This window comes from Pedobacter sp. B4-66 (assembly GCF_018492665.1).
Taxonomy (GTDB): Bacteria; Bacteroidota; Bacteroidia; order Sphingobacteriales; family Sphingobacteriaceae; genus Pedobacter.
On sequence record NZ_JAFVME010000009.1, the window covers coordinates 235,200 to 255,907 of the forward strand.

The window sequence follows — 20,708 nt, forward strand, 5'->3', positions numbered from 1 at the left end:
GTTTATTCTTTAAACGAATCTAAAAGCAAAAACGCTACACCCTAAAAAAATTATTTTTGTTCAATCTCTTTCAAGCTGCTCATTTTCTTGTAGGCCAGGAAACCTTTAATATCTTCAAAGTGCTCACGAACACGTTTATTACCAAATTCGAATACTTTTTGCGCCAGTCCATCTAAGAAATCCCGATCATGCGACACCAAAATTAAGGTACCATCAAAATCTTGCAAGGCCTCTTTAATAATGTCTTTAGTCTTCATGTCTAAGTGGTTGGTTGGCTCATCCAAGATCAATACATTTACCGGTTCCAACAGCAGTTTAATCATCGCTAAACGGGTTTTTTCACCCCCAGAAAGTACTTTAACTTTTTTAGTGGTATCATCGCCGCTAAACATAAAGGCACCTAAAAGGTCTTTGATTTTTATGCTCCCATCACTTAATGGAATCTGATCAATGGTTTCAAATACTGTTAAGCTCTCATCAAGTAATGCGGCCTGATTTTGAGCAAAGTAGCCTATCTTCGCATTGTGACCAACTTTTAAACCTCCCTCAAAGTCAATCTCACTCATAATGGCTTTAATCATGGTCGACTTACCTTCACCATTTTTACCTACAAAAGCCACTTTTTCTCCCCGCTCAATTACCATCGATGCTTTTTCGAATACCACATGATCGCCATACTTTTTGGTCAGCTCTTCTACCATCACTGGGTATTGACCAGAACGTGGTGAAGGTGGGAATTTCAAACGCAATGCCGAAGTATCCACTTCATCAATCTCGATGACTTCGAGTTTTTCAAGCATTTTTACCCGCGACTGCACTTGCAAAGTTTTTGAGTAAGTACCTCTAAAGCGATCTATAAATTCCTGATTATCGGCAATAAAACGTTGTTGTTCTTCGTAGGCTTTTAATTGATGCACACGGCGGTCGGCACGCAACTGCAGGTAGTGAGTGTATTTGGCTTTATAATCATAAATCCGACCCATGGTAACCTCAATTGTACGATTGGTGATGTTATCTACAAAAGTACGATCATGTGAAATTACCACTACGGCCTTTGCTGAGTTGATTAAAAAATCTTCTAACCATTGAATACTTTCAATATCCATGTGATTGGTCGGCTCATCCAATAAAATCAGATCAGGTTTCTTTAATAAAATCTTGGCCAGCTCAATCCGCATACGCCATCCACCCGAAAACTCAGAGGTTTGTCGAGTAAAGTCTTTACGCTCAAAACCTAAGCCTTTTAACACTTTTTCTACCTCAGCATCATAATTGACTTCTTCGATCGAATAAAATTTCTCACTCAGTTCCGACACGCGTTCGATCAGCTTCATGTAGTCATCACTTTCGTAATCGGTACGAATAGTGAGTTGCTCATTCAGCTCATCAAGCTCTTTTTGCATCTGATTTACCTCTTCGAAAGCTTTCATCGTCTCTTCAAAAACCGTAACATTGTCCTGTGTAAGCAAATGCTGTGGTAAATAAGCAATTACAGCATCCTTTGGGCCTGTTACGTTACCGGAAGTAGGTTTTGTAGAACCGGCAATTATTTTTAAGATAGTCGACTTGCCAGCCCCATTTTTACCCATCAGGGCTATTTTATCATTTTCGTTAATCGAAAAGGTTACATCACTAAACAAAGTAGTTCCACCAAATGAAACGGAGATATTATTTACATTAATCACGAAATGCGGATATTAAATTGAGCGGCAAAGATAGTGGAATTTGCTACAAATAGCTACGACTTGTTTTTCTAATTCATATACCTACTATACTACTAAATAGCTTCAAAATCTCCCTCCAATCCTTCCCTCTTTCCAGGGTAATCATCCTTCCAGTTGGCGATACCATCACTTTGTAAGGATATCCATCTATCTTATATTTGAACTGTATTTTGTTATCCGACATCAGTACCGGGATATCATACTTGTTTTTAGTCAGAAACTCTTTAACTGTTTGTTCATAATCTTTACAGGCAATACTTAAGAAAGTAGCGCCTGGATACCTGCCTTCATCCAGTTCTTTATTAAAAATATTAATTTCAGGCAGTTCTGCAACACAGGGACCACACCATGTACCCCAAAAATCCAGCACCATCCACTTTCCAGAATAATCCTTCAGTGTCCTGTCATTATTCTCAAGGTCCTTCAATTTAAAATCCGGCGCTTTATCCCATGAAACAATCACCTCATCCTTTATTAACGTTTTAAAGTCCTTCTGAGGAAAATGCTTCAGGTATAATGCTTTCATTTCCGCAAGATTTTCCGGTTCCGCACTTATATGTGCTGCAAAAGTTTTGAGCGCATGTTTTTCATCACCGGAGCTGAATAGCGTTTCCACAAAATCCTGCCGATAGGTTTCTTTCGACTTCAAGAAATGCCTGTCATACCCTGACATTATGCTTTTATCCGAAGGTCCTGAGGGTGAATATTGCGCCGCTAAAGACAAGTACTTGATCGCATTTACATCACCCGATCCTTTCCTCTCCAAGTATTTCAACTGGTATGCATGAGCCAGAATACTCCTGTCATCCTTTCTACCATCATACAATGTATCTGCTACAACCACATGCAATTTACCTATTACTACATCCAACAACTGGCTTGCTTCAGTTTGCTTACCTGCATTTACCAAAAGTTGATAAACTAGCAAACCATACCTCCCACCCTTGCCAAGTTGCATAGTTTTAATGTCCATTTTCAACAAAGCATTAGCAGAACTCAATAATCTATTTAAATCCTTCGGGTTTTTATTAGCTTGAGACCAGTAGAACAAAGGATCAGCAGTTTGACGCATGCCAAGATTTTTGTCTGTATGCATTAGCCGAACTACTTCCAGTGCATTATCCCAACGTTCTTTATAAGACGAATAAGGATCAAGAAAATTCTGTGCCGATGCTTCATGCAGAAAACTATTGAAATCGTTAGTTTGATAAAAATAACCAGCGACTTCAAAGGCAAGGTTCGCATCTTTCTCGAAAAGCTGGTGGAATTTATTTGTGAGGTGATGATAGAGACCAGGAACTGAAAGATAAGCATTCGGAATAGACATCAGCAATTCGCTGTACAAGGCCTCTGCCTTTGGATTCTTACGTAGTTTCTGGATCAGTGATAGTTTATTTACTTGATAAAAGGGATCTTTTTCGAATTGGGCATCTTTTATCTTGAAATATTCTTGCATCTTCTCCATGTTGTAGTCCCGACCACTTCCAAATGCCGCTGACCATCCACCCGTTTTTACCGCCATGTTAATCCAGGCTGTATCCAGATTGCTTTCTTTAGGATTGGTTTCAATTTCTACTACATAATCGGTATCATGACGCCCACTTACAGAACTATAGGTAAAATCAAAAGATCTATTTTTGCTCAAATTCGTTACTAAACCAGTTTTAGGATCTAAGACATAAATCCCCTTTTCTTTCGTATTGCCCTCACCAACGAAACTGACTTGCAGCAATGGTTCATTAGCAGACTGGAGTTTATTAGGCTCAGGAACTTCCTTATTAATTTTCACCGTTCCGCGGGGATGTCGGAATAATTTTTCCATTTTGTAACTAACCTGACCTTTATCCTTCCACTCTCCAGAACTACCTATCGGTTCATCTGGAAATTGAAAAAACATATCCTGAATATTAGTAGTTAGCCACTCTTTATGACTTTCTATTTGACCTCTTATTCCCTTTTGAAGCGCCCAATCCCTGTCAACGCGCAATAGAACATTATCGTAACCAGCAATATCCAAAAGCTTTCCTTTCGCACTAAATGTTACTATAAGAGTTTGCTGCAGTAGCGCCAAGGGTGTTAACACACCAGAATTATTAAAAACAGTTGCTTTAGGATTATCAGTATCTAAATCTGGGCTTGCACCGAGGTAGTTTTTTTCTACAGCTCTCACTAATCGACATTCGAATAAATGTTCGCCTTTGTCATTTCTGCCTAGTGAGCGAAAAACATAAGTATGTAACTTATCGGTTTTGTGTGTGCCCTTTCCCACTACATGCCAGGTATAGGCAAACTGCTGACCTTTCGGAACATTCAATTCTTGACAAGGGGCAAAAAAAGGAGTAGCAAAAACAAAGAGAAACGTTAATAGTCTATACATAAGTTGAGAGCATCTTTATCCTAATATACAAAGATTTACACCCAAACCCATGATTTATATATAGGTTAGCACTAAGTTATATTATCAACATTAAAACTTAATCAATAACTCTTCGGAAATCAGTTTATCATTATTGTAATATTCAAAAAACCATTTCCCGTCTTTTTTCAGTACGATTCCTTTGTATTTGGCATTGTCTGCAATAAAACAATCCTGTATAGAAGTTTTAAATAGCGTCAGCACTTTTTTGGGTGTGGTATCTATCAACTGAAAACCATTTGCTGTTACCTGGGCATATAATGTTCCTGAGGGTTCGGTACTTTCAACCGCTACTACCTGTTGATTTGCGGGGACGACAGCAGTTTCCGGTGCTTTTACACTTTCAACCTTTCCTGCTTCACCAACAAAAGTATAAGGAAGCTCATTTAATGAAGCAAAAGTGTTTTTTAAAGCATCATTATAAGCTTTACCAAATTCTTTTTCTCTGCTTTTACCTTCTTTACCCTTAAAAACCAGATTACCTTGGCAATCTTTTAGTACCAGAGTAAGTGTGGTTGTAAACATCCCCTTTTTCTCTATGAGATCGGCAGCCATCGCCTTACATTTATTATTTGCTATCTCAGCTGGTAAATCTTTATTATCAAAATAAACCGTAAAGCCCTTTTCTTCCAGCAGCTTCTTAGTTAGGCTGTTTAAACCATACTGGTTCACCTCTTTAAAAAAGCCGTATTGCTCCGGCACCAATATGTATTTGTAATTGTTGATCGTGTTTTGAGCATACCCCGACAATGTCGTGAATAATAAAAGTAGCAGAAGATATCTTTTCATAGCATAACAAATTCTAAGATTATAAAGATAACGCATTAGTTTCTGGTCATCAATATCATTCTGAAATGCCTTGATTAATTATAATGAATTTCCCTTATAGTAAGATAAGAACCGACTTTATTTTTTTTAGTTAACGAAGTCCAATTACCTGCTTTGTCATAAATTTACTTACTGTTATCAAGCTTATTTGTATCAACCTCCCAATCATCCGTTCTAAAAGGCGCTACTGGCAAACCGGCTTTACTAAAAAGATTACCCAATCCTGCATTGCTAAATTGGTAGCGAACTGCCACCGGTATTTTTACTAGCTTATTTGAAACAATGATTTTATTTCCTTTGATTTTAACGGTTGCAGGGTAAAACACTTTGTCAGCTCCGGCAATAAAAATTTCCTTTGATTTATCACCTTTAAGTATTAACCCAGTTTCTGCGTAATCAAAATCTACCTCCGCATTACTGCCATTCACATTTAAAGATTTAAAAATTGGACTTTTATATGGGCCTTTTTTTAAACCGTAGGTTTCTGTTAAAGCCAGGTTAGCCAGGCGCAAGCCTACATCTTTCTTATTGATTGGATGGATGTTAAGCGTATCGCTAACCAAATCCGAAACCACCACCATTCCTGTCTTTTCTGTAGAAAGGTTCTTCGTTTGTGCTTCTCTCAATAATGCCCCGATATTATTATTATCATACTTATAAGGAGCTATTTGAACGTAATAAAATGGAAAATTATTATCCCAAGCCTTACGCCACGCACTTATCATGGTATTCATTAATTCAGTATAACTTGATGCAGTTGCAGTATTGCTTTCTCCCTGATACCAGATTGCACCTGCTATATTATAATTAACAAGGGGTGCAATCATTGCATTATAACCATAACCCGGGGCGATAGGCCACCACGGAGCAGGTGTTTTTTGGGCTGCTGCTTCTTTTAAAACCGCATTACTCTCCACTAAATTTTCAGGCGTCCAAACTTCAGCAGGTGTGCCACCCCAATTACTGCTGATCAATCCTATCGGTACATTCAAATCTTTATTCAGCTCTTTCCCAAAATAATAACCCACAGCACTGAATGCCTTTAAGGTATTGCTATCACAAGCCAGCCAGTTACCTTCAGTATTATCTTGGGGTGTTTTTGAAGTTGTTTTAGGTATTTTAAATAGTTTGATATTTAACTTGCTGAGCTGCGAAAACTCCTCCTTAATACTAGTCAGTCCATTATTGTGGCTCCATTCCATATTAGATTGTCCACCGCACACCCATACCTCACCAATAAATATATTTTCAAGTGTGACTTTATTTTCGCCTTCAAAAACAATAGTATATGGCCCGCCTGCTTGTGGCGTTTCAATACTAATTTGCCAATGTGCATTTCCATCTGTTAATGCCTCAACAATTTTCTTGTCCCATGATGTAGTAATTTTGATCTTTTCACCAGGTGAACCCCAACCCCAAAGCTTAGAAGTTGATTTCTGTTGCAATACCATGTTGCTACCTAATATATTTGGCAAACGAATATTAGCATACAGTGATAACGTCGCAAGAAAAAGTACAAGTGTAAAAAGTGTTTTTTTCATAATTTATCTATTCCAGGTTGGCATCTTTTTTTTTGTAAAATTCTATACCATAAAAATGGTATTGCTATTGGGATAATCTAATACATTTTGCGAATTGATGCTCATAAAAATTATATTTCTTAAAAAAATACGGCGTATGTAGGAATTTAATTTACTCCTCTATTACCACGCCCCCCTGCTTTTGCATCTTTTCCAAACCATCTTTCATCGCTTTAATTTGTTCTAATGAATGACTTTCCCATACAGTAACCTCACCAATAACCTTAAATGGATGCTCGGAGCGATACGACATCGTGGGATTACCAGCAAATTTTTTGTCGGTTACATTAGGGTCATCATGTACCGGGCCTGTAGCTTCTACCAGATATATTCTTTCTCTACCTGTCCCGGAAGCAAGTTCAGCTCCCCAAATAGCAGCATTAAGTGTAGCAGTAAGGTAAATATGCTTTAATTTCCTGTCCGCAAAATTTGAAGCAAAACCAGTTTCTATAAAATCTCCGATTACCAAATTAGCTTTCGTTCCATGAAAGAAGGTTTGTTTAAAAGCATCCTGAATAGCTGCTTTAGTTTCATCTGTTTTGTCCATCGCGTTACTTTTTTGAATAACTACTTTATTTTCAGGATATCCTGTACAAGGATAAAGATAAATAAGTCTTACCTTCTCAACAAAAAAGATTTATATTACGGCATGACAAACATTACTTCAGGTAAATTTATTTTGAAATTATCTTTTCTTGTCATCCCCTTCACCATCCTCTGCCTTGTGCTCCATGATGGTAGTTCAGGTGGTAGTATTGGCGGAGGAGGATATGATTTATCCGGACTGGTGTATGGTTCAATGCTTTTTACTGTGATTATTATATGGCTGATATGGATGTTGATCAGTTATTCCATCAGTAAGACAACAATCGACAAAGAATTGCACCTGCGGTTACTCCTAATAGGTGTAATTGCTCTTATAGGAGCCTGGTTCATTACACCGAGGATGTTCTAAACAGTCTAATTTGACTCTTATTGATAATCATATTGTAAAAAGGCCATGTTATCACCAGCGATTGTTGTAGGCTCAAAATTTAAGGTATGCTGCGCTGAATAAGGATCTTCAGAATCAAGTTCCCGAAGTCCAAGTGGGATACGTTGTCCGCCATTGATATAAACGGCTGAGACCCGATACCTGCCAATGGGAATGTCGGTAAGACGACCATAGTAGATTGTTTGCGGCTGTCCACTTTTGCGTTTGATCGTTTGACCGTCTGAGCCATCTATTAATTTTCCAATTGGAGTAAATGTAAATTCGATATTGTGTTCGTCAACAATGGGTCTGCCCGGATGGTTATGAATCTCCACACTGCCTCCATAGAAACCCTCAAGCCCGTTAGGTCGGGGACCAGAAAGTTTCCACTGAAAGTTTACAATCGCGCCAGTATTACCAATAACTTCATCATTATCAGGGTGAAGTGACATTTTGTAAGGTTTACCATTAAAGGTCTTTTTGATATAAGCCGCACCGTGATACGTGCCGACTTTTGGTAGTTTGATCTTATACAGTCCATTTTCATTAGACACACCTGCGACATAACTGTGATTCCCTACCAGAATATTTTCAAAAACTACTTCGATGTTTGCCAATGGATTGTTTTGAGTATCAGTTATCTTTCCGGTTACATAGCCATCCTGAGCTCCTTCTGCTTCTTTATTGCTGTCCTTTTTGCAGGCGATATTTGAGGTACTGATCAGCATAAGCAGGCAGGCTACATAGTTTTTTATGGAGGTTCTCATAGTATTGAAGTTTTAAGCGTTCATTTTCATAAATCAAAGATGAGTAACCTGGATTCGAAAAAATCCTGCGACATCACCTATTTTCTTAAGATGTACCAATACTTCCTTCATCCAGATCAATATCGCTGTGTATAGCCCAAGGATTGATTATTGTAAAAAACATGTTGTATTCAAACATAAAGCCCTTAAGGTTGTAACTTACTCAGCATTAATCCAAATCGCATTATGTTTTCAAAAATTTATAAACCCTTAACTCTGGGCATTGCCCTTCTATCATTACATACATCCAGTATGGCGCAAACTGGCAAGCCGGTTGAAAAAAATAAAGCCAATAGCACCTACAAACCTGCCTTCGCAGGGCAAACCCGTATTAGCAGCGTTAAAACCAAAACACCCTATAGCGCTACAGTCATCAGCACTGAGCTAAAGAGTCCTTGGGGCATGCATGCTTTGCCCGACGGCCGTTTACTGATTAGCAGCAAGCCGGGAACCATGCAAATATTGACAACTGCGGGTAAAATTGATAAAACCATTACTGGTTTCCCGGAAGTACAATTTGAAGGACAGGGTGGTTTGTTGGATGTAAACATTGACCCCAATTTTACTAAAAACCGCATGATTTACTGGACTTACGCGCAACCGGGCGAGGGAGCTACCCTAGCCGTAGCTAAAGGTAAGTTATCGGCTGATGAAACAAAGTTGGAGAATGTGAGCGTGATATTCGAAGCAAGCCCTCGCTTTAAAGGTGCTGGCCAATTTGGCTCACGTTTGGTATTTGATAAACAAGGCAATATTTTTATCAGCTCCGGTGACCGTCAATCTAATGATATCCGTGAGAAGGCACAGGACCTAAGTGCGACCACCGGTAAAATTATTCATATTACCAAGGATGGCAAACCTGTTGCAGGTAATCCGTTTACAGGCCAGACCGATGCTAAGCCAGAGATATATGCCTATGGCTTCCGTAACCCGGATGGTCTAGCCATTAATCCCAATAACGGCGACCTTTGGGAGACAGAGTTTGGCCCTCGCGGTGGCGATGAGATCAATTTAATTAAGCCAGGTGGCAACTACGGCTGGCCCTTTGTAACTTACGGCATTGAATACAGTGGCGAGAAGGTTTATGATGGTATACAACAAAAAGAAGGTACCGTGCAGCCAGTTTACTATTGGGATCCTGTTGTCTCGCCAGGCTGCATGATGTTTTATACTGGCAACATAGCTGAGTGGAAAAATAACCTATTTATAGGCGCACTAAGTGGACAACATATCGTTCGTTTAGTCCTAAAAAACAACAAAGTTGTGGGTGAAGAACGTTTACTTTCTGATAAAAATGAACGCTGGCGCTGCATAACCACAGGTAAAGATGGCGCTATTTACGCAGCAACAGACAGCGGCAAATTATACAAGCTGGCTAAGAAATAATTGTTTCACTAAACAGCCTTATGGCGTGTGAAAATACAATTCCTATTAGCAAAAAAGAGGTGCCCTAGTCAGGACACCTCTTTTTTGCTTTCTAACGATCAACTATCCTGAAATTTCCTGATTATGTTCACAATTATTCTGAAATCTTGGCTTTAAAAAAATTTTTGATCCTAAAAATGCTTCGGCTTTTCAACGTACCTTGTTAGGACCTCGTTCGGTACTCGTCGAACGAAGTCCGAACGAGGTCCCTTTAAAGTGTGTGCAAAGGACGACTATATAATGGGTCAGACTTAGAATCCCATTCCGGTCCAAGACTAAGGCAATATGAAAAAATTTACGATTTCAATTGACATTGAACTCTAATATAAGAAAATTATAGTTCAATGTCAATTTACTGCACAAAAGCTGACACGTTAAACAAAGTTAATTGACACGCTAAACAAAATTAGTCCTTCGGCAACCATTTAAATTTGTCCTATAATATTTAAACAAAAAAAAATGGAAAAGAACAATTATCAAGGCGCGTTACAACACCCACTAGGTTCAGGTTTCAACGCAATCTCAACAGCAAGAGAAGTTATTAAAGGTATTGACCTGACAGGAAAGATCGCAATCGTAACCGGTGGTAATGCTGGTATCGGTCTGGAAACTACAAAGGTGCTTGCAGCAGCTGGTGCAACAGTGATCGTACCTGCCAGGGATACTGAAAAAGCAAAAAAGAATCTGGACGGCATTCCAAACGTAGAAATTGAGGCAATGGACCTAATTGATCCGACATCTATTGATACATTTGCCAAAAAATTCCTTGCTTCTGGCAGACCGCTTCACCTGTTGATTAACAATGCCGGAATCATGTGGGTTCCGTTGCATAGGAACAGCCGTGGTATCGAGTCACAGCTGGCAACCAATTATCTTGGACAGTTCCAGCTAGTGGCAAGATTATGGCCTGCACTTAAAGATGCTAATGGTGCACGTGTGATCAATGTTTCATCACTGGGACACCACATGGCACCTTTCGATTTCAATGATCCAAACTTCGAGCATAGGGAATACCAAACATTGCTCGGCTATGGACAATCAAAAACAGCCAGCAACTTGTTCGCCCTTGAACTAGATAACCGCGCTAAATCACATCAGGTAAGGGCTTACTCATTACACCCGGGTTCAATCGCTGGAACCGAATTGGCCAGAGATGCGGATTTGGAATTATTCAAACAGATGGGCTTCTTTGATGAACACGGAAATATGCGTCCGGAAATACTTGCCAGCCTGAAAACCATAGCACAAGGCACTGCAACATCGGTATGGGTTGCAACCAGCCCCTTACTTAATGACATTGGTGGAGTTTACTGCGAGGATGCTGATGTCGCCGAACTACTGTCTGAAGACCCAGCTATAAAAACAAGCACTAAACTGCATCAAAGTGGTGTTCTCGCCTATTCACTAGATGAAGATAACGCCAAGCAACTTTGGAAGTTAACCGAGGAAATGACAGGAATTGAATTCAAAGTCAACTAGATCATAAAAAAAGTGGAAAACCTGGCAAAAACCAATAGCTTTATAATAATGGAACATATATCGAAATACCTGACCAAGGACATCAAACTCTCCTGCTATGAAGATAAGCTGTTCAAATCAGACCTGATATTTGAAGACCACATGCTGGTCTGGTTCATTTCTGGGGAAACAAAGATCATACAGGCTGAATCTACCTTTAGTTTCAAAGCAGGTGATATTTTCCTAATCCCTAGAAACGAACTGGCCACGATCATCAATTATCCGAAAAATGGCCTACCACATAAGACCGTAGTTATGCACTTATCAACCGAAAGGCTAAAAAAATTCTACGAAAAAACTGACCATAACAAGAAAACACCATCCCAGCAAAAGATATACCTCTTTAGCAACCACCCGTTACTGGAAAGCTGTCTGACTTCGCTAATCCCCTATTTCGAAGTGGAAAGTGAATTTCCTGAAAGCCTGGCCACACTTAAAATTGAAGAGGCAATCAATATCCTGAGGCTAATAAATCCCAGCGTGGACAGCGTCCTTGCCAACTTTGATGTTCCGGGCAAGATCGATCTGGTCGATTTTATGCAGCGCAATTTCATGTTCAATATGTCGCTGGAAAAATTGAGTTACCTGACGGGCCGCAGTTTGTCAACCTTTAACAGAGATTTCAAAAAGCTATTCAATACCACACCCCAAAAGTGGCTAACCGATAAAAGGCTAGCACTAGCTTATTACCATCTGGCCAAAAAAAAGAAAAAACCGACTGAGATTTACCTCGAAGTGGGTTTTGAAGACCTCTCCCATTTTTCATTTATCTTTAAAAAGAAATACGGGTTCTCACCCAGTCAACTTCCCATGAACAGTTGATCGTTTTTCTATGTCCTTGCCAAAGGTAAACAACAAGGACAACAGAAGCCAGAATCGTCATCATCATCTTCGTAGTTTGAGAGAGAAAAATTATTTAAGTAAGATTTTCTACCAAGCATTTCCCCAATTCTATTCACCATTTGAATTGACGCTTCTATTTCATCCTTTCTGATCGCCACGCTTTCAACATTAAATCCGTAGGGTACACAGCGCTCCGAACAAAATGCGATCAGTTCTGTAGCAATATCCAGACAAACACCAACTGATCTTTCCAACATATTCTCTGCGGCTCTCAGCTCTTCGTTAAGCTGTTCCGGGACATGAATGCCCAACCATTCCATGAATTGCAAGGTTCTAATCGAACCACAGGCCGTGAGTGTAAAAATAATAGTCGGAGGCTCAATTGCTTGCTCCCTACAGGTCTGGCAGAGGTCTTCAACCACTTTTTTAGCGTAGTCCACATCAAATACACATTGGGAAATAAAATAGGACACCCCGCAGGCTGCCTTATCCAATATGCGTTTATCTTCATCCTTTAGCACCGCATGCCTTTCGGGAATAGTTACAGCACCCATTACCGAAGTCTTTTCATGCCTTCTCCAGAGCTGGTAGGCTTCCGGCAAACTGATCTTCACCGGGAAATCCGGCGCAGGTACTCCTACAAAAACTGGATAAAAATTGTGCTGGTGTATATCATCCAACCAACTTGAGAGTTCCTCATTGGTGAATTTTCCTGCAGGGCGATATATGATCTTGGGAACATCAAGCTCCTGGAGATATCTACTTGCAAAGTGGAATGGATCAAAGGCCTTTAAAAAAGGGAATGGTCGCTCCTCAGCAGTACGGGCAGACTCATCCTGTACATCGTATACGATCAAGGCGTCGATATCCAGAGGGATCAACCGTGCAATCGTTCTTTCTGCAATTTCGGCAATACGCTCCGGGCTTGTTTCTGATTTCGGAGGAGTAATACCGTAAGTTAAAATTCCGGAAGCTCCGGATCTGATCTTATCTAAGAACATAATCTACTGGTGTCTATTTAGTTAAAAGGCACCATGGGATAACCCATAGTGCCTTTGATATTAGATAATGCTTTCTACACTGATCTGCTCGCGAGCCTGTTTTGCCGCAGCAACCAAGTTTACTAAAGCGGCTTTGGTTTCTGGCCACTTACGGGTTTTTAAACCACAGTCAGGATTTACCCAAAGGTTACGTGCAGGAAGGAGATTCGCTGCCTTTGCCAATAGTGAAGTCATTTCTTCCGTGCTTGGCACCCTTGGTGAGTGAATATCGTACACGCCAGGACCAATTTCATTTGGATACTCAAAATTGGCAAATGCTTCTAATAGTTCCATCTGAGATCTCGAAGTTTCAATAGTGATCACATCGGCATCCATAGCTGCGATATGTTCAATGATGTTATTGAACTCGCTGTAACACATATGCGTATGTATCTGTGTTTTATCCTGTACCCCACTTGCAGTAATCCTAAAAGCATTAACTGCCCAGTTAAGATAATGAGGGTGTTTGGCTTTTCTTAACGGCAATCCCTCACGGATAGCAGCTTCATCGATCTGTACTATACCGATCCCTGCTTTTTCAAGCGCAAGAACTTCATCACGGATAGCAAAAGCAATTTGATTGGTGGTAATATCGCGTCCCTGATCATCGCGTACAAATGACCATTGTAAAATAGTTACCGGACCTGTCAGCATACCTTTCATCGGTTTTTCAGTCTGCGCTGCTGCAAAAGTGCTCCAGCGTACCGTCATGTCCTTAGGCCTGCTTACATCACCATAAATCACCGGAGGTTTTACGCAACGACTGCCATAACTCTGTACCCAACCATTTTTGGTGAATAAGAAACCATCCAGCTGCTCGCCAAAATATTCCACCATGTCATTACGCTCAAACTCGCCGTGAACCAGTACATCCAAGCCAATTTCTTCCTGCCAACGGATCGCTTCAACAGTTGCCTGCTCTATCGCCCGATCGTATTGCTCCAGGCTCAAATCACCTTTTTTGAATTTCGCACGCAATTGACGGATGTCATCAGTTTGTGGGAATGAGCCGATGGTCGTTGTCGGAAACGCGGGGAAGTTGAATCGTTCGTGGTGTAAAAACTGACGTACAGGAAAAGCACTTTGACGAGTTGCATCCGCTTCAGTGATAGCCGAAATACGATCCTTAACAGCTTGTTTATGCACCTTTTGTGAGGTACGTCTGCTTTCGATGGCTGCTTTGTTGGTTTCCAATAAAGCCGTATTGCCTTCAGCGATTTGGCGAATTTCGCTTACTTCAGTCAGTTTTTGTTTGGCAAATGCCATCCAGTTTTTGATCTCAGGATCAATAACGGTTTCCAGATCCAGATCAATCGGGCTGTGCAGCAATGAGCAAGAGGGAGCAATGATCACCCGGTCAGAACCCAATTTTTCCACAGCTTTATTTATCAAAGCAAGAGATTTTTCATAGTCATTCTTCCAAACATTACGTCCGTCTACTACACCCAACGAAAGTTGCAGGTTATCCGGGATCAGCGCAAGTACTTCCTCCAGTTGATCAGGGGCACGAACAAGGTCAACATGCAATGCCGTGATTGGAAGATTTACAGCCAGCTGGGTATTGTCTAGAAGGGCTTCAAAATAGGTAGCAACAAGTAGTTTAACACCACTTACCCGATTGGCAATAGCGCGATAGGTATAATCAAACGCTTCTTTCTCTTTTTTGGAAAGGTCTAAAGCCAAACAAGGTTCATCCAGCTGAATCCATTGGGCACCTTGCTGTTTCAAACGGTTAATGATATCGATATAAACAGGAACGAGTTTTTTAATCAGGTCAATGCGCTCAAAACCCTGTTCTTTTTCTTTACCCAATATCAGGTAACTTACAGGTCCGAGAAGTACCGGTTTCGCTTTTTCCCCAAGCTGTTGTTTTGCAATATTATACTCACTGAAGATATTTTCGTTAAATAACCTGAACTCCTGATTTGCTGTAAATTCAGGTACAATATAATGATAGTTAGTATCCAGCCATTTGGTCATTTCCATTGCAGTAATATCCAGACCATCTTTTTGGTAACCACGAGCCATTGCAAAGTAAAGATCAATTTCGTTATTAGACTTTATTTCTGACAATACAGGTGAATAGCGTTGAGGAATAACACCTAACAGCAAACTCGTATCCAGTACCTGGTCGTAGTAGCTGAAATCATTGCAGGGGATCAGATCGATACCGGCATCAGCTTGCGTCTGCCAGTTCTGTTCTTTAATCGTACGGGCAACCTTATGCAGTTCTGTAAGATCGATTTTTCCAGCCCAGTATTGTTCACAGGCTTTTTTCAGTTGTCTTTGGCTTCCGATTCGAGGGTAGCCGAGGTTTTGTGTTAACATTTTTTCAACTTTTTAAATGGTTAATAATCATTGTAAAAAACTCCTTTCATGATCTCAGGATACTTTGCAGCAGAAAATTCACGAAAGAAAAATACGGATATAAGGTTTCAGGCATAGTTAACCCAAAAGGCTTTACCTGCATCATACGCACTAATCTGACATTGAGCTTCAATCGCGAAAGCATCGTCAATTCGGAACAGGCAGGTATCCTGACTTGTAACAGCTTTTATCATCCTTCCCGCTTGGGCAGTGGATATTCGTGGATAAAAGCCTTGATGTTACTTACAGTTGCGCGACAGTCCGTGATTTACACACGATTCCCTATTAATCCACAGCTAAGTAAAACCTTTTCCGATTGTTGAAACATGTAAAGAACTTTAATTATTACAAATCAGCTTTAAACTCCAACAAAGATACATTTGAAGATTTTAAAACTTAAATAAAGCTAATAATTAGATAAATTATCTGTTTTATAAAAATATACAAGCATATTATACTTTTAACAGGCTATCTTTACGGCCTATAAAGAAAATTATTCTATGAAAGACTTAGATGAAACGGATTTATTGCTGCTGAAGATACTAGGCAACAATTCAAAACATACCAATAAGGAGCTTGCTGAACTCGTAAATCTTTCTCCTTCGCCCGTATTTGAACGGATAAAAAGACTGGAGAACAGCGGATACATCAAGAAGTATATTGCAATTCTTGATGCGGAAAAATTCAACCAGGGCTTCATTGTTTTTTGCAACATAAAACTTAAACAGCATGACAAAAAAATAGGCAACCGATTCGTAGAGGATATCCTTAACATTGATGAAGTTGTTGAATGTTATAACATCTCGGGAGATTACGATTTTATCCTAAAAGTATATGCCAAAGACATGAAACACTACCAGGATTTCGTTTTCAACAAACTGGGTTCGGTGGAAAGTATAGGAAGTACGCACAGCACTTTTGTTATGGCTGAAATAAAAAATACACACAACATTAGCTTTTAACCGAAACAGTCTATGATGTGTCTTATAACTATTAATCGAAATGGCCTGCTTTTCGAGCCCTGCTTCAAGAAGCTTACAAATACCCATTTGGCTAAAACTTGAAACGTTCAAACGTTACTAATGCATTGTTTTTATCCAGAAATCCGTAATAATACTTCCACATTATTATATATAGGCCTGTTCAAAAGAAGAATACCTACATATGAAGTCAAAATATGTAGGTATTCTTCATAACTGTTAATATAATGAAGGCACCACCCAATATAAGTTACTGAAAATTTTTAAGTTAACAACTAATAAATAACTAAATCGGGTAGAACAAGCGCGTCAATCACCAATTATTTTGTGTTTTCACTAACGATCAAGGCGAGAGAAAGCGCAGCAATATCACCAATTTGCTCCTGCAGTTCGGCCGATACAATCTGACAAACATTATTGGAATCCCTAAATGCTTCCATTTCGATTGTCTTTGTCATTTCCTCCTCAAGCAATATTCTGGCACGGCCAAATATACTGCCAAGCACAATGACTTCAGGATTTAAAATATCAATAAGTAAGGCTAATCCTTTCCCCAGGTATTGTGCACATAAAATATATACCTCTTTCGCGGTGGCGTCGCCTAGCAGCGCCGCATCAGCAATTGTTTTGGCTGTAATGCTGGTAAGGTCTTCCAGGCCCTTGCAATAAAGTACCTTTTCGCCCATCTGTATGCGCTGCCTTGCCAGCATCTGTCCAATCTGGGCTATTCCTCCTCCACTACACCAGCCTTCAAAGGATCCTGCCTTACCAAACCCGACAGGTCCTGTTTCTGATAACCTGAGATGTCCTACTTCACCGGCAAGATCAGAAATACCTGAATATAGTCTTCCATCAAGAATCAGACCCGCACCCATTCCTGTCCCAAAGGTCAGAAAAATCATATTATCAATACCTCTTCCGGCACCATATTTCCACTCGGCAACAGCTCCGGCATTGGCATCATTCTGAAGAAGTACCTTTTTGCCGAATCTTTTTTCTGCCATTTCAACAATAGGGACATTGTCCCAACCAGGGAGGTTTGGTGGCGAAAGTATAAGCCCTTTCTTACTGCTTAATGGTCCGCCACAACTAATTCCAATACCTGTTACTTCTTCGATCGTTATTGAATTATCCGTTAGCAATTGCTCTGCTGTAAGAAACAGCAAAGCAATCATTTCATAAACCGGCTGATCAGTAACCAGAATGCGCTTATCTAAGACTTGAATCTGTTTCTGATGATCTTCATTCCCTATAACAACAGCACATTTTGTACCACCTATGTCAAAACCTAAAAGCATATTATTATCTGGTTTGCTCTAACAAGGGACTAACTTTTATTGATTTAAATTTTACAGCTCCATGCTTGGCATAAAACCATAAAACATTCCCTTTTTGTTCAAGAGTACGGTTAACAATACAGCGTTTACCATCTATAGACATGTCTATGATACCATCTGTCATGATCAGATCAATTTTAATCGCTTTATCTAAACCCTGAACCGCTTTAATGTCAGTATTCCCCAACCATACCGTTTGATTAACAGCAGAAAAAGTCGTCTTGTAGCCTTTATCCGCATGTTCATCTGACCTCAGGTAGAAACCATATTCCGTGTTAGGGCCGAGTGGTTCAACCTCCAGGGTGACCCTCGCATTCAACGGAACATTTTTAATATGGGCCGCTCCTATACCATTGGGCGCATTAATAAGCAACGTATTTTCTCCTTCAGTTTTTGAAAAGGAATCCTTCACAAATGTGATATTCATAGGTGTACCATGAGCCGGTATCATTTCTTCAGGAAACTTAGTTTCAAGAGTACCGTCGGGACGCTGTATAACTTCCCTAAAAAGAGCATTGCCTCCAAACATTTCACTGTTGTTATCTTTATTTTCTCTTCTTGAAGGAACCCAGGATGCCGCTATCCGCCTGTCATTTTTAAAAGAAGCTGTTTTTAGCACATTAGACCAGGATTCGTTAAATGCCTGAAATTTTGGTTCTTCCCATGGACCATAAGGGCTCTTAGATTTTACGTAATAGGTATCCCCATCATGTCCGTAAACCAAATAGTACCATCCCTTCCACAGAAAATAATCCGGACATTCCGGAACGGCAGACTGCCCTGTCAGAACCGGCTCTTTAAGGTCCCACTTTTTAAGGTCTTTAGAAACCAGGTGTACCAAAGCCCCTCCGGCATGTTTCAATGTAGAGTTCTCTTGCCAACTAGAAACAAACAGGTGAAATTCTCCCGTCTTTTCATCAATAAAAACTTTTGGATCGCGGAAATCCCTTTTACTATAACCTGGGGCAGACGTGTAAAACGGATTTGGTTTCTGTTTATCAAAATGGATACCATCCTTACTGGTAGCGTAGCTTAGTTGCTCATTTACCTTTCCATCCTTATCAATTAGCCTTGTGGCATAAAATGCATAATAAGTATTCTTGTGATAAGCTATTGAACCTGTGCAGATGGATTTTTCCCATTCTTCATCGATTCCAAGTACCACAGGTTCCTGTTTCCATGTTTTCAAATCTGTGGTCGTACTTAGTGCCCATTGATGGCCACCAAGCCCTTTAAGGCTGGCGTGATGAGCAGAATCCAGAAGCCAGTAAAAAGAATACTTTCCGTTACGGAAATAAGGCATGCAATCGCCTACAAATAAATCGCCCTTTGGTCGCCAATACTGCATGTTTCCAGTGGATTGAATGGTGGGGTCGTATTTTACACCAAGCTGTGCATAAACCGCTGAGCTTAAGAAGAGGAATGCAGCAATAAATAAGAAGTGTCTCATAAAATTTAAATGTGAATTAAAGTTTAAACGTGAATTAAAGTTTTCTTGGATCTTTGTTTTTGCGCCAGAATGCCTCGATGTCTTCGAGTGACTTACCTTTAGTTTCCGGAATGTAATAGTATCCCCAAATGGCACCAATCAGACATATTCCAGCATAACACCAAAAGGTGACGTCGATACCCAGCCCATTGACCAGCTTTAAAAAAGTAAATGCGATGATGGCATTAAACGCCCAGTGCGCAAGTGAACCGATGCTCATTCCTATTCCCCTAACGTTTAGCGGAAATATCTCTGATATGAGCAGCCAGCCCAAAGGGGCAAGACTGATAGCGATAAAGATGATATAGCAAACGATGCTAAGCACCGCAAATACAGGTAGACTTGCACCAAGGGCTTCCTTAAAATGAAAGCATGCCCCTAAAAGGATCAATGATGGAATCATTCCCCAAATTCCGATAATATAGAGCTTTCTTCGTCCAATTCGATCAAGTAACAGAATGGAAAGAAAGCAGGCCAGCACATTTACGGTTCCAATAATTATTGCAGGTATGATGGATTCGGTATTACTTACAATCCCAGCCATTTTAAAGATGATAGGCGAATAATAGATAATCGTATTGACACCGGAAAACTGCTGAAAGAAAAATATCCCGATAGTAATCATCAGAGGAACTCTAAGCCAAGGCTTAAATATATCCATAGCAGAGCTTTTATTTTGCAACTCCTGTTTAACCTCATTCTCAATATCAATCAGTGTTGAAGAGATCAGTTCAGGATCTTCTACTTGTTCCAAAACTCGTTTTCCCTCCTCCACTCTATTCTTGCTGATTAACCATCGGGGTGTCTCCGGCAGAAAAAACATTCCGACAAGAAGGATTACCGCAGGTACCAGACCTACCAAAAACATCCACCTCCATGATTCACTGTTGCTGTCGTCAGACAATGCATAATCGGTGATGTAGGAGGCTAAAATACCAATGGTGATCATTAGCTGATTCAGTGTCACCAGGGCTCCTCTTGAGCGTTTAGGAGAAATCTCAGCAATATACATCGGTACTACAAAAGAGGTTATACCGATGGCCACACCAATAAGGATACGCATAACGATCAATGTGGTTACATTTGGCGCATAAGCACATCCGACTGCACCAACAGCGAAAATTACGGCATTGATGATGATCATCCGCTTTCTTCCGATAATATCGGATAACTTACCGCTGCCGAGGGCTCCGATAACCGCACCGATGAGCACAGTTGTGGTAATCCATTCTACGCTGGAATCACTGAGCTGCCAGTGTTGTTTAAGGAAAGGAAGTGCACCGGAGATCACTCCGGTGTCAAATCCAAATAAAAGTCCTCCAGTAGCTGCAATGATGGCGATTAAAAGAACATTTGCTTTTAGTTTCATTTGTGTGGGTTTA

16 protein-coding genes and 1 riboswitch are annotated in these 20,708 nt (G+C 40.2%); of the genes, 5 read left to right on the forward strand and 11 right to left on the reverse strand.

All coding sequences use genetic code 11. The features are described 5' to 3' along the window. Positions 1 to 50: 50 nt before the first annotated feature. The 5 genes from J1905_RS16055 to arr form a co-directional block, all read right to left on the reverse strand. A complete protein-coding gene (locus tag J1905_RS16055; protein ID WP_214228309.1) occupies positions 51 to 1,685 on the reverse strand; it encodes an ABC-F family ATP-binding cassette domain-containing protein in 1,635 nt (544 codons plus the stop codon). A gap of 73 nt (positions 1,686 to 1,758) precedes the next feature. After that, positions 1,759 to 4,101 carry a redoxin domain-containing protein gene (locus J1905_RS16060; RefSeq protein ID WP_214228310.1) on the reverse strand — a complete coding sequence of 781 codons (2,343 nt, stop codon included), beginning with the start codon at positions 4,099 to 4,101 and terminating at the stop codon, positions 1,759 to 1,761. A 90-nt stretch (positions 4,102 to 4,191) separates the two neighbouring features. Next, positions 4,192 to 4,929: a hypothetical protein gene (locus tag J1905_RS16065; protein WP_214228311.1), complete on the reverse strand. Its 738-nt coding sequence runs from the start codon at positions 4,927 to 4,929 to the stop codon at positions 4,192 to 4,194. Between the two features lie 164 nt (positions 4,930 to 5,093). Next, the gene (locus J1905_RS16070; RefSeq protein WP_214228312.1) at positions 5,094 to 6,509 is read right to left on the reverse strand and encodes a sialate O-acetylesterase; all 1,416 of its coding nucleotides are present in this window, start codon (positions 6,507 to 6,509) and stop codon (positions 5,094 to 5,096) included. Positions 6,510 to 6,660: 151 nt separating this feature from the next. Then, entirely contained in the window at positions 6,661 to 7,095 is a 435-nt protein-coding gene (gene arr / locus J1905_RS16075; RefSeq protein WP_214228313.1) for an NAD(+)--rifampin ADP-ribosyltransferase, read from the reverse strand. A 102-nt stretch (positions 7,096 to 7,197) separates the two neighbouring features. On the opposite strand from arr, the gene J1905_RS16080 reads away from it, so the two are divergent. Beyond that, complete coding sequence (locus J1905_RS16080) at positions 7,198 to 7,503, forward strand: hypothetical protein (RefSeq protein ID WP_214228314.1); 306 nt, start codon at positions 7,198 to 7,200, stop codon at positions 7,501 to 7,503. Positions 7,504 to 7,520: 17 nt separating this feature from the next. On the opposite strand, the gene J1905_RS16085 is transcribed toward J1905_RS16080, so the two are convergent. Next, a complete protein-coding gene (locus J1905_RS16085; RefSeq protein ID WP_214228315.1) occupies positions 7,521 to 8,288 on the reverse strand; it encodes a carboxypeptidase-like regulatory domain-containing protein in 768 nt (255 codons plus the stop codon). Positions 8,289 to 8,513: 225 nt separating this feature from the next. Between J1905_RS16085 and J1905_RS16090 the strand changes: the two genes are divergently transcribed. From J1905_RS16090 to J1905_RS16100, 3 genes are all read left to right on the forward strand, one after another. Beyond that, a complete protein-coding gene (locus J1905_RS16090; protein ID WP_250318121.1) occupies positions 8,514 to 9,713 on the forward strand; it encodes a PQQ-dependent sugar dehydrogenase in 1,200 nt (399 codons plus the stop codon). A gap of 498 nt (positions 9,714 to 10,211) precedes the next feature. Continuing rightward, positions 10,212 to 11,231: an SDR family NAD(P)-dependent oxidoreductase gene (locus J1905_RS16095; protein WP_214228316.1), complete on the forward strand. Its 1,020-nt coding sequence runs from the start codon at positions 10,212 to 10,214 to the stop codon at positions 11,229 to 11,231. A gap of 48 nt (positions 11,232 to 11,279) precedes the next feature. Beyond that, complete coding sequence (locus J1905_RS16100) at positions 11,280 to 12,092, forward strand: helix-turn-helix domain-containing protein (RefSeq protein ID WP_214228317.1); 813 nt, start codon at positions 11,280 to 11,282, stop codon at positions 12,090 to 12,092. A gap of 8 nt (positions 12,093 to 12,100) precedes the next feature. On the opposite strand, the gene J1905_RS16105 is transcribed toward J1905_RS16100, so the two are convergent. Together J1905_RS16105 and metE are read right to left on the reverse strand one after the other, a co-directional pair. After that, positions 12,101 to 13,114: a methylenetetrahydrofolate reductase gene (locus tag J1905_RS16105; protein WP_214228318.1), complete on the reverse strand. Its 1,014-nt coding sequence runs from the start codon at positions 13,112 to 13,114 to the stop codon at positions 12,101 to 12,103. 60 nt (positions 13,115 to 13,174) lie between these two features. After that, the gene (metE, locus tag J1905_RS16110) at positions 13,175 to 15,481 is read right to left on the reverse strand and encodes a 5-methyltetrahydropteroyltriglutamate--homocysteine S-methyltransferase (protein WP_214228319.1); all 2,307 of its coding nucleotides are present in this window, start codon (positions 15,479 to 15,481) and stop codon (positions 13,175 to 13,177) included. Positions 15,482 to 15,663: 182 nt separating this feature from the next. After that, a riboswitch (cobalamin riboswitch) is annotated at positions 15,664 to 15,846 on the reverse strand. Between the two features lie 174 nt (positions 15,847 to 16,020). On the opposite strand from metE, the gene J1905_RS16115 reads away from it, so the two are divergent. Further along, positions 16,021 to 16,482 carry an Lrp/AsnC family transcriptional regulator gene (locus J1905_RS16115; RefSeq protein ID WP_214228320.1) on the forward strand — a complete coding sequence of 154 codons (462 nt, stop codon included), beginning with the start codon at positions 16,021 to 16,023 and terminating at the stop codon, positions 16,480 to 16,482. 338 nt (positions 16,483 to 16,820) lie between these two features. Here the strand turns inward: J1905_RS16115 and J1905_RS16120 are convergent, their stop codons facing one another. Genes J1905_RS16120 through J1905_RS16130 form a run of 3 tightly spaced genes read right to left on the reverse strand, consistent with a single transcriptional unit; the run spans position 16,821 to position 20,695 of the window. Beyond that, entirely contained in the window at positions 16,821 to 17,798 is a 978-nt protein-coding gene (locus J1905_RS16120; RefSeq protein WP_214228321.1) for an ROK family protein, read from the reverse strand. A 4-nt stretch (positions 17,799 to 17,802) separates the two neighbouring features. After that, entirely contained in the window at positions 17,803 to 19,287 is a 1,485-nt protein-coding gene (locus tag J1905_RS16125) for a glycoside hydrolase family protein (protein WP_214228322.1), read from the reverse strand. A 34-nt stretch (positions 19,288 to 19,321) separates the two neighbouring features. Then, positions 19,322 to 20,695: a sugar porter family MFS transporter gene (locus tag J1905_RS16130; RefSeq protein WP_214228323.1), complete on the reverse strand. Its 1,374-nt coding sequence runs from the start codon at positions 20,693 to 20,695 to the stop codon at positions 19,322 to 19,324. Between the last annotated feature and the right edge of the window lie 13 nt (positions 20,696 to 20,708).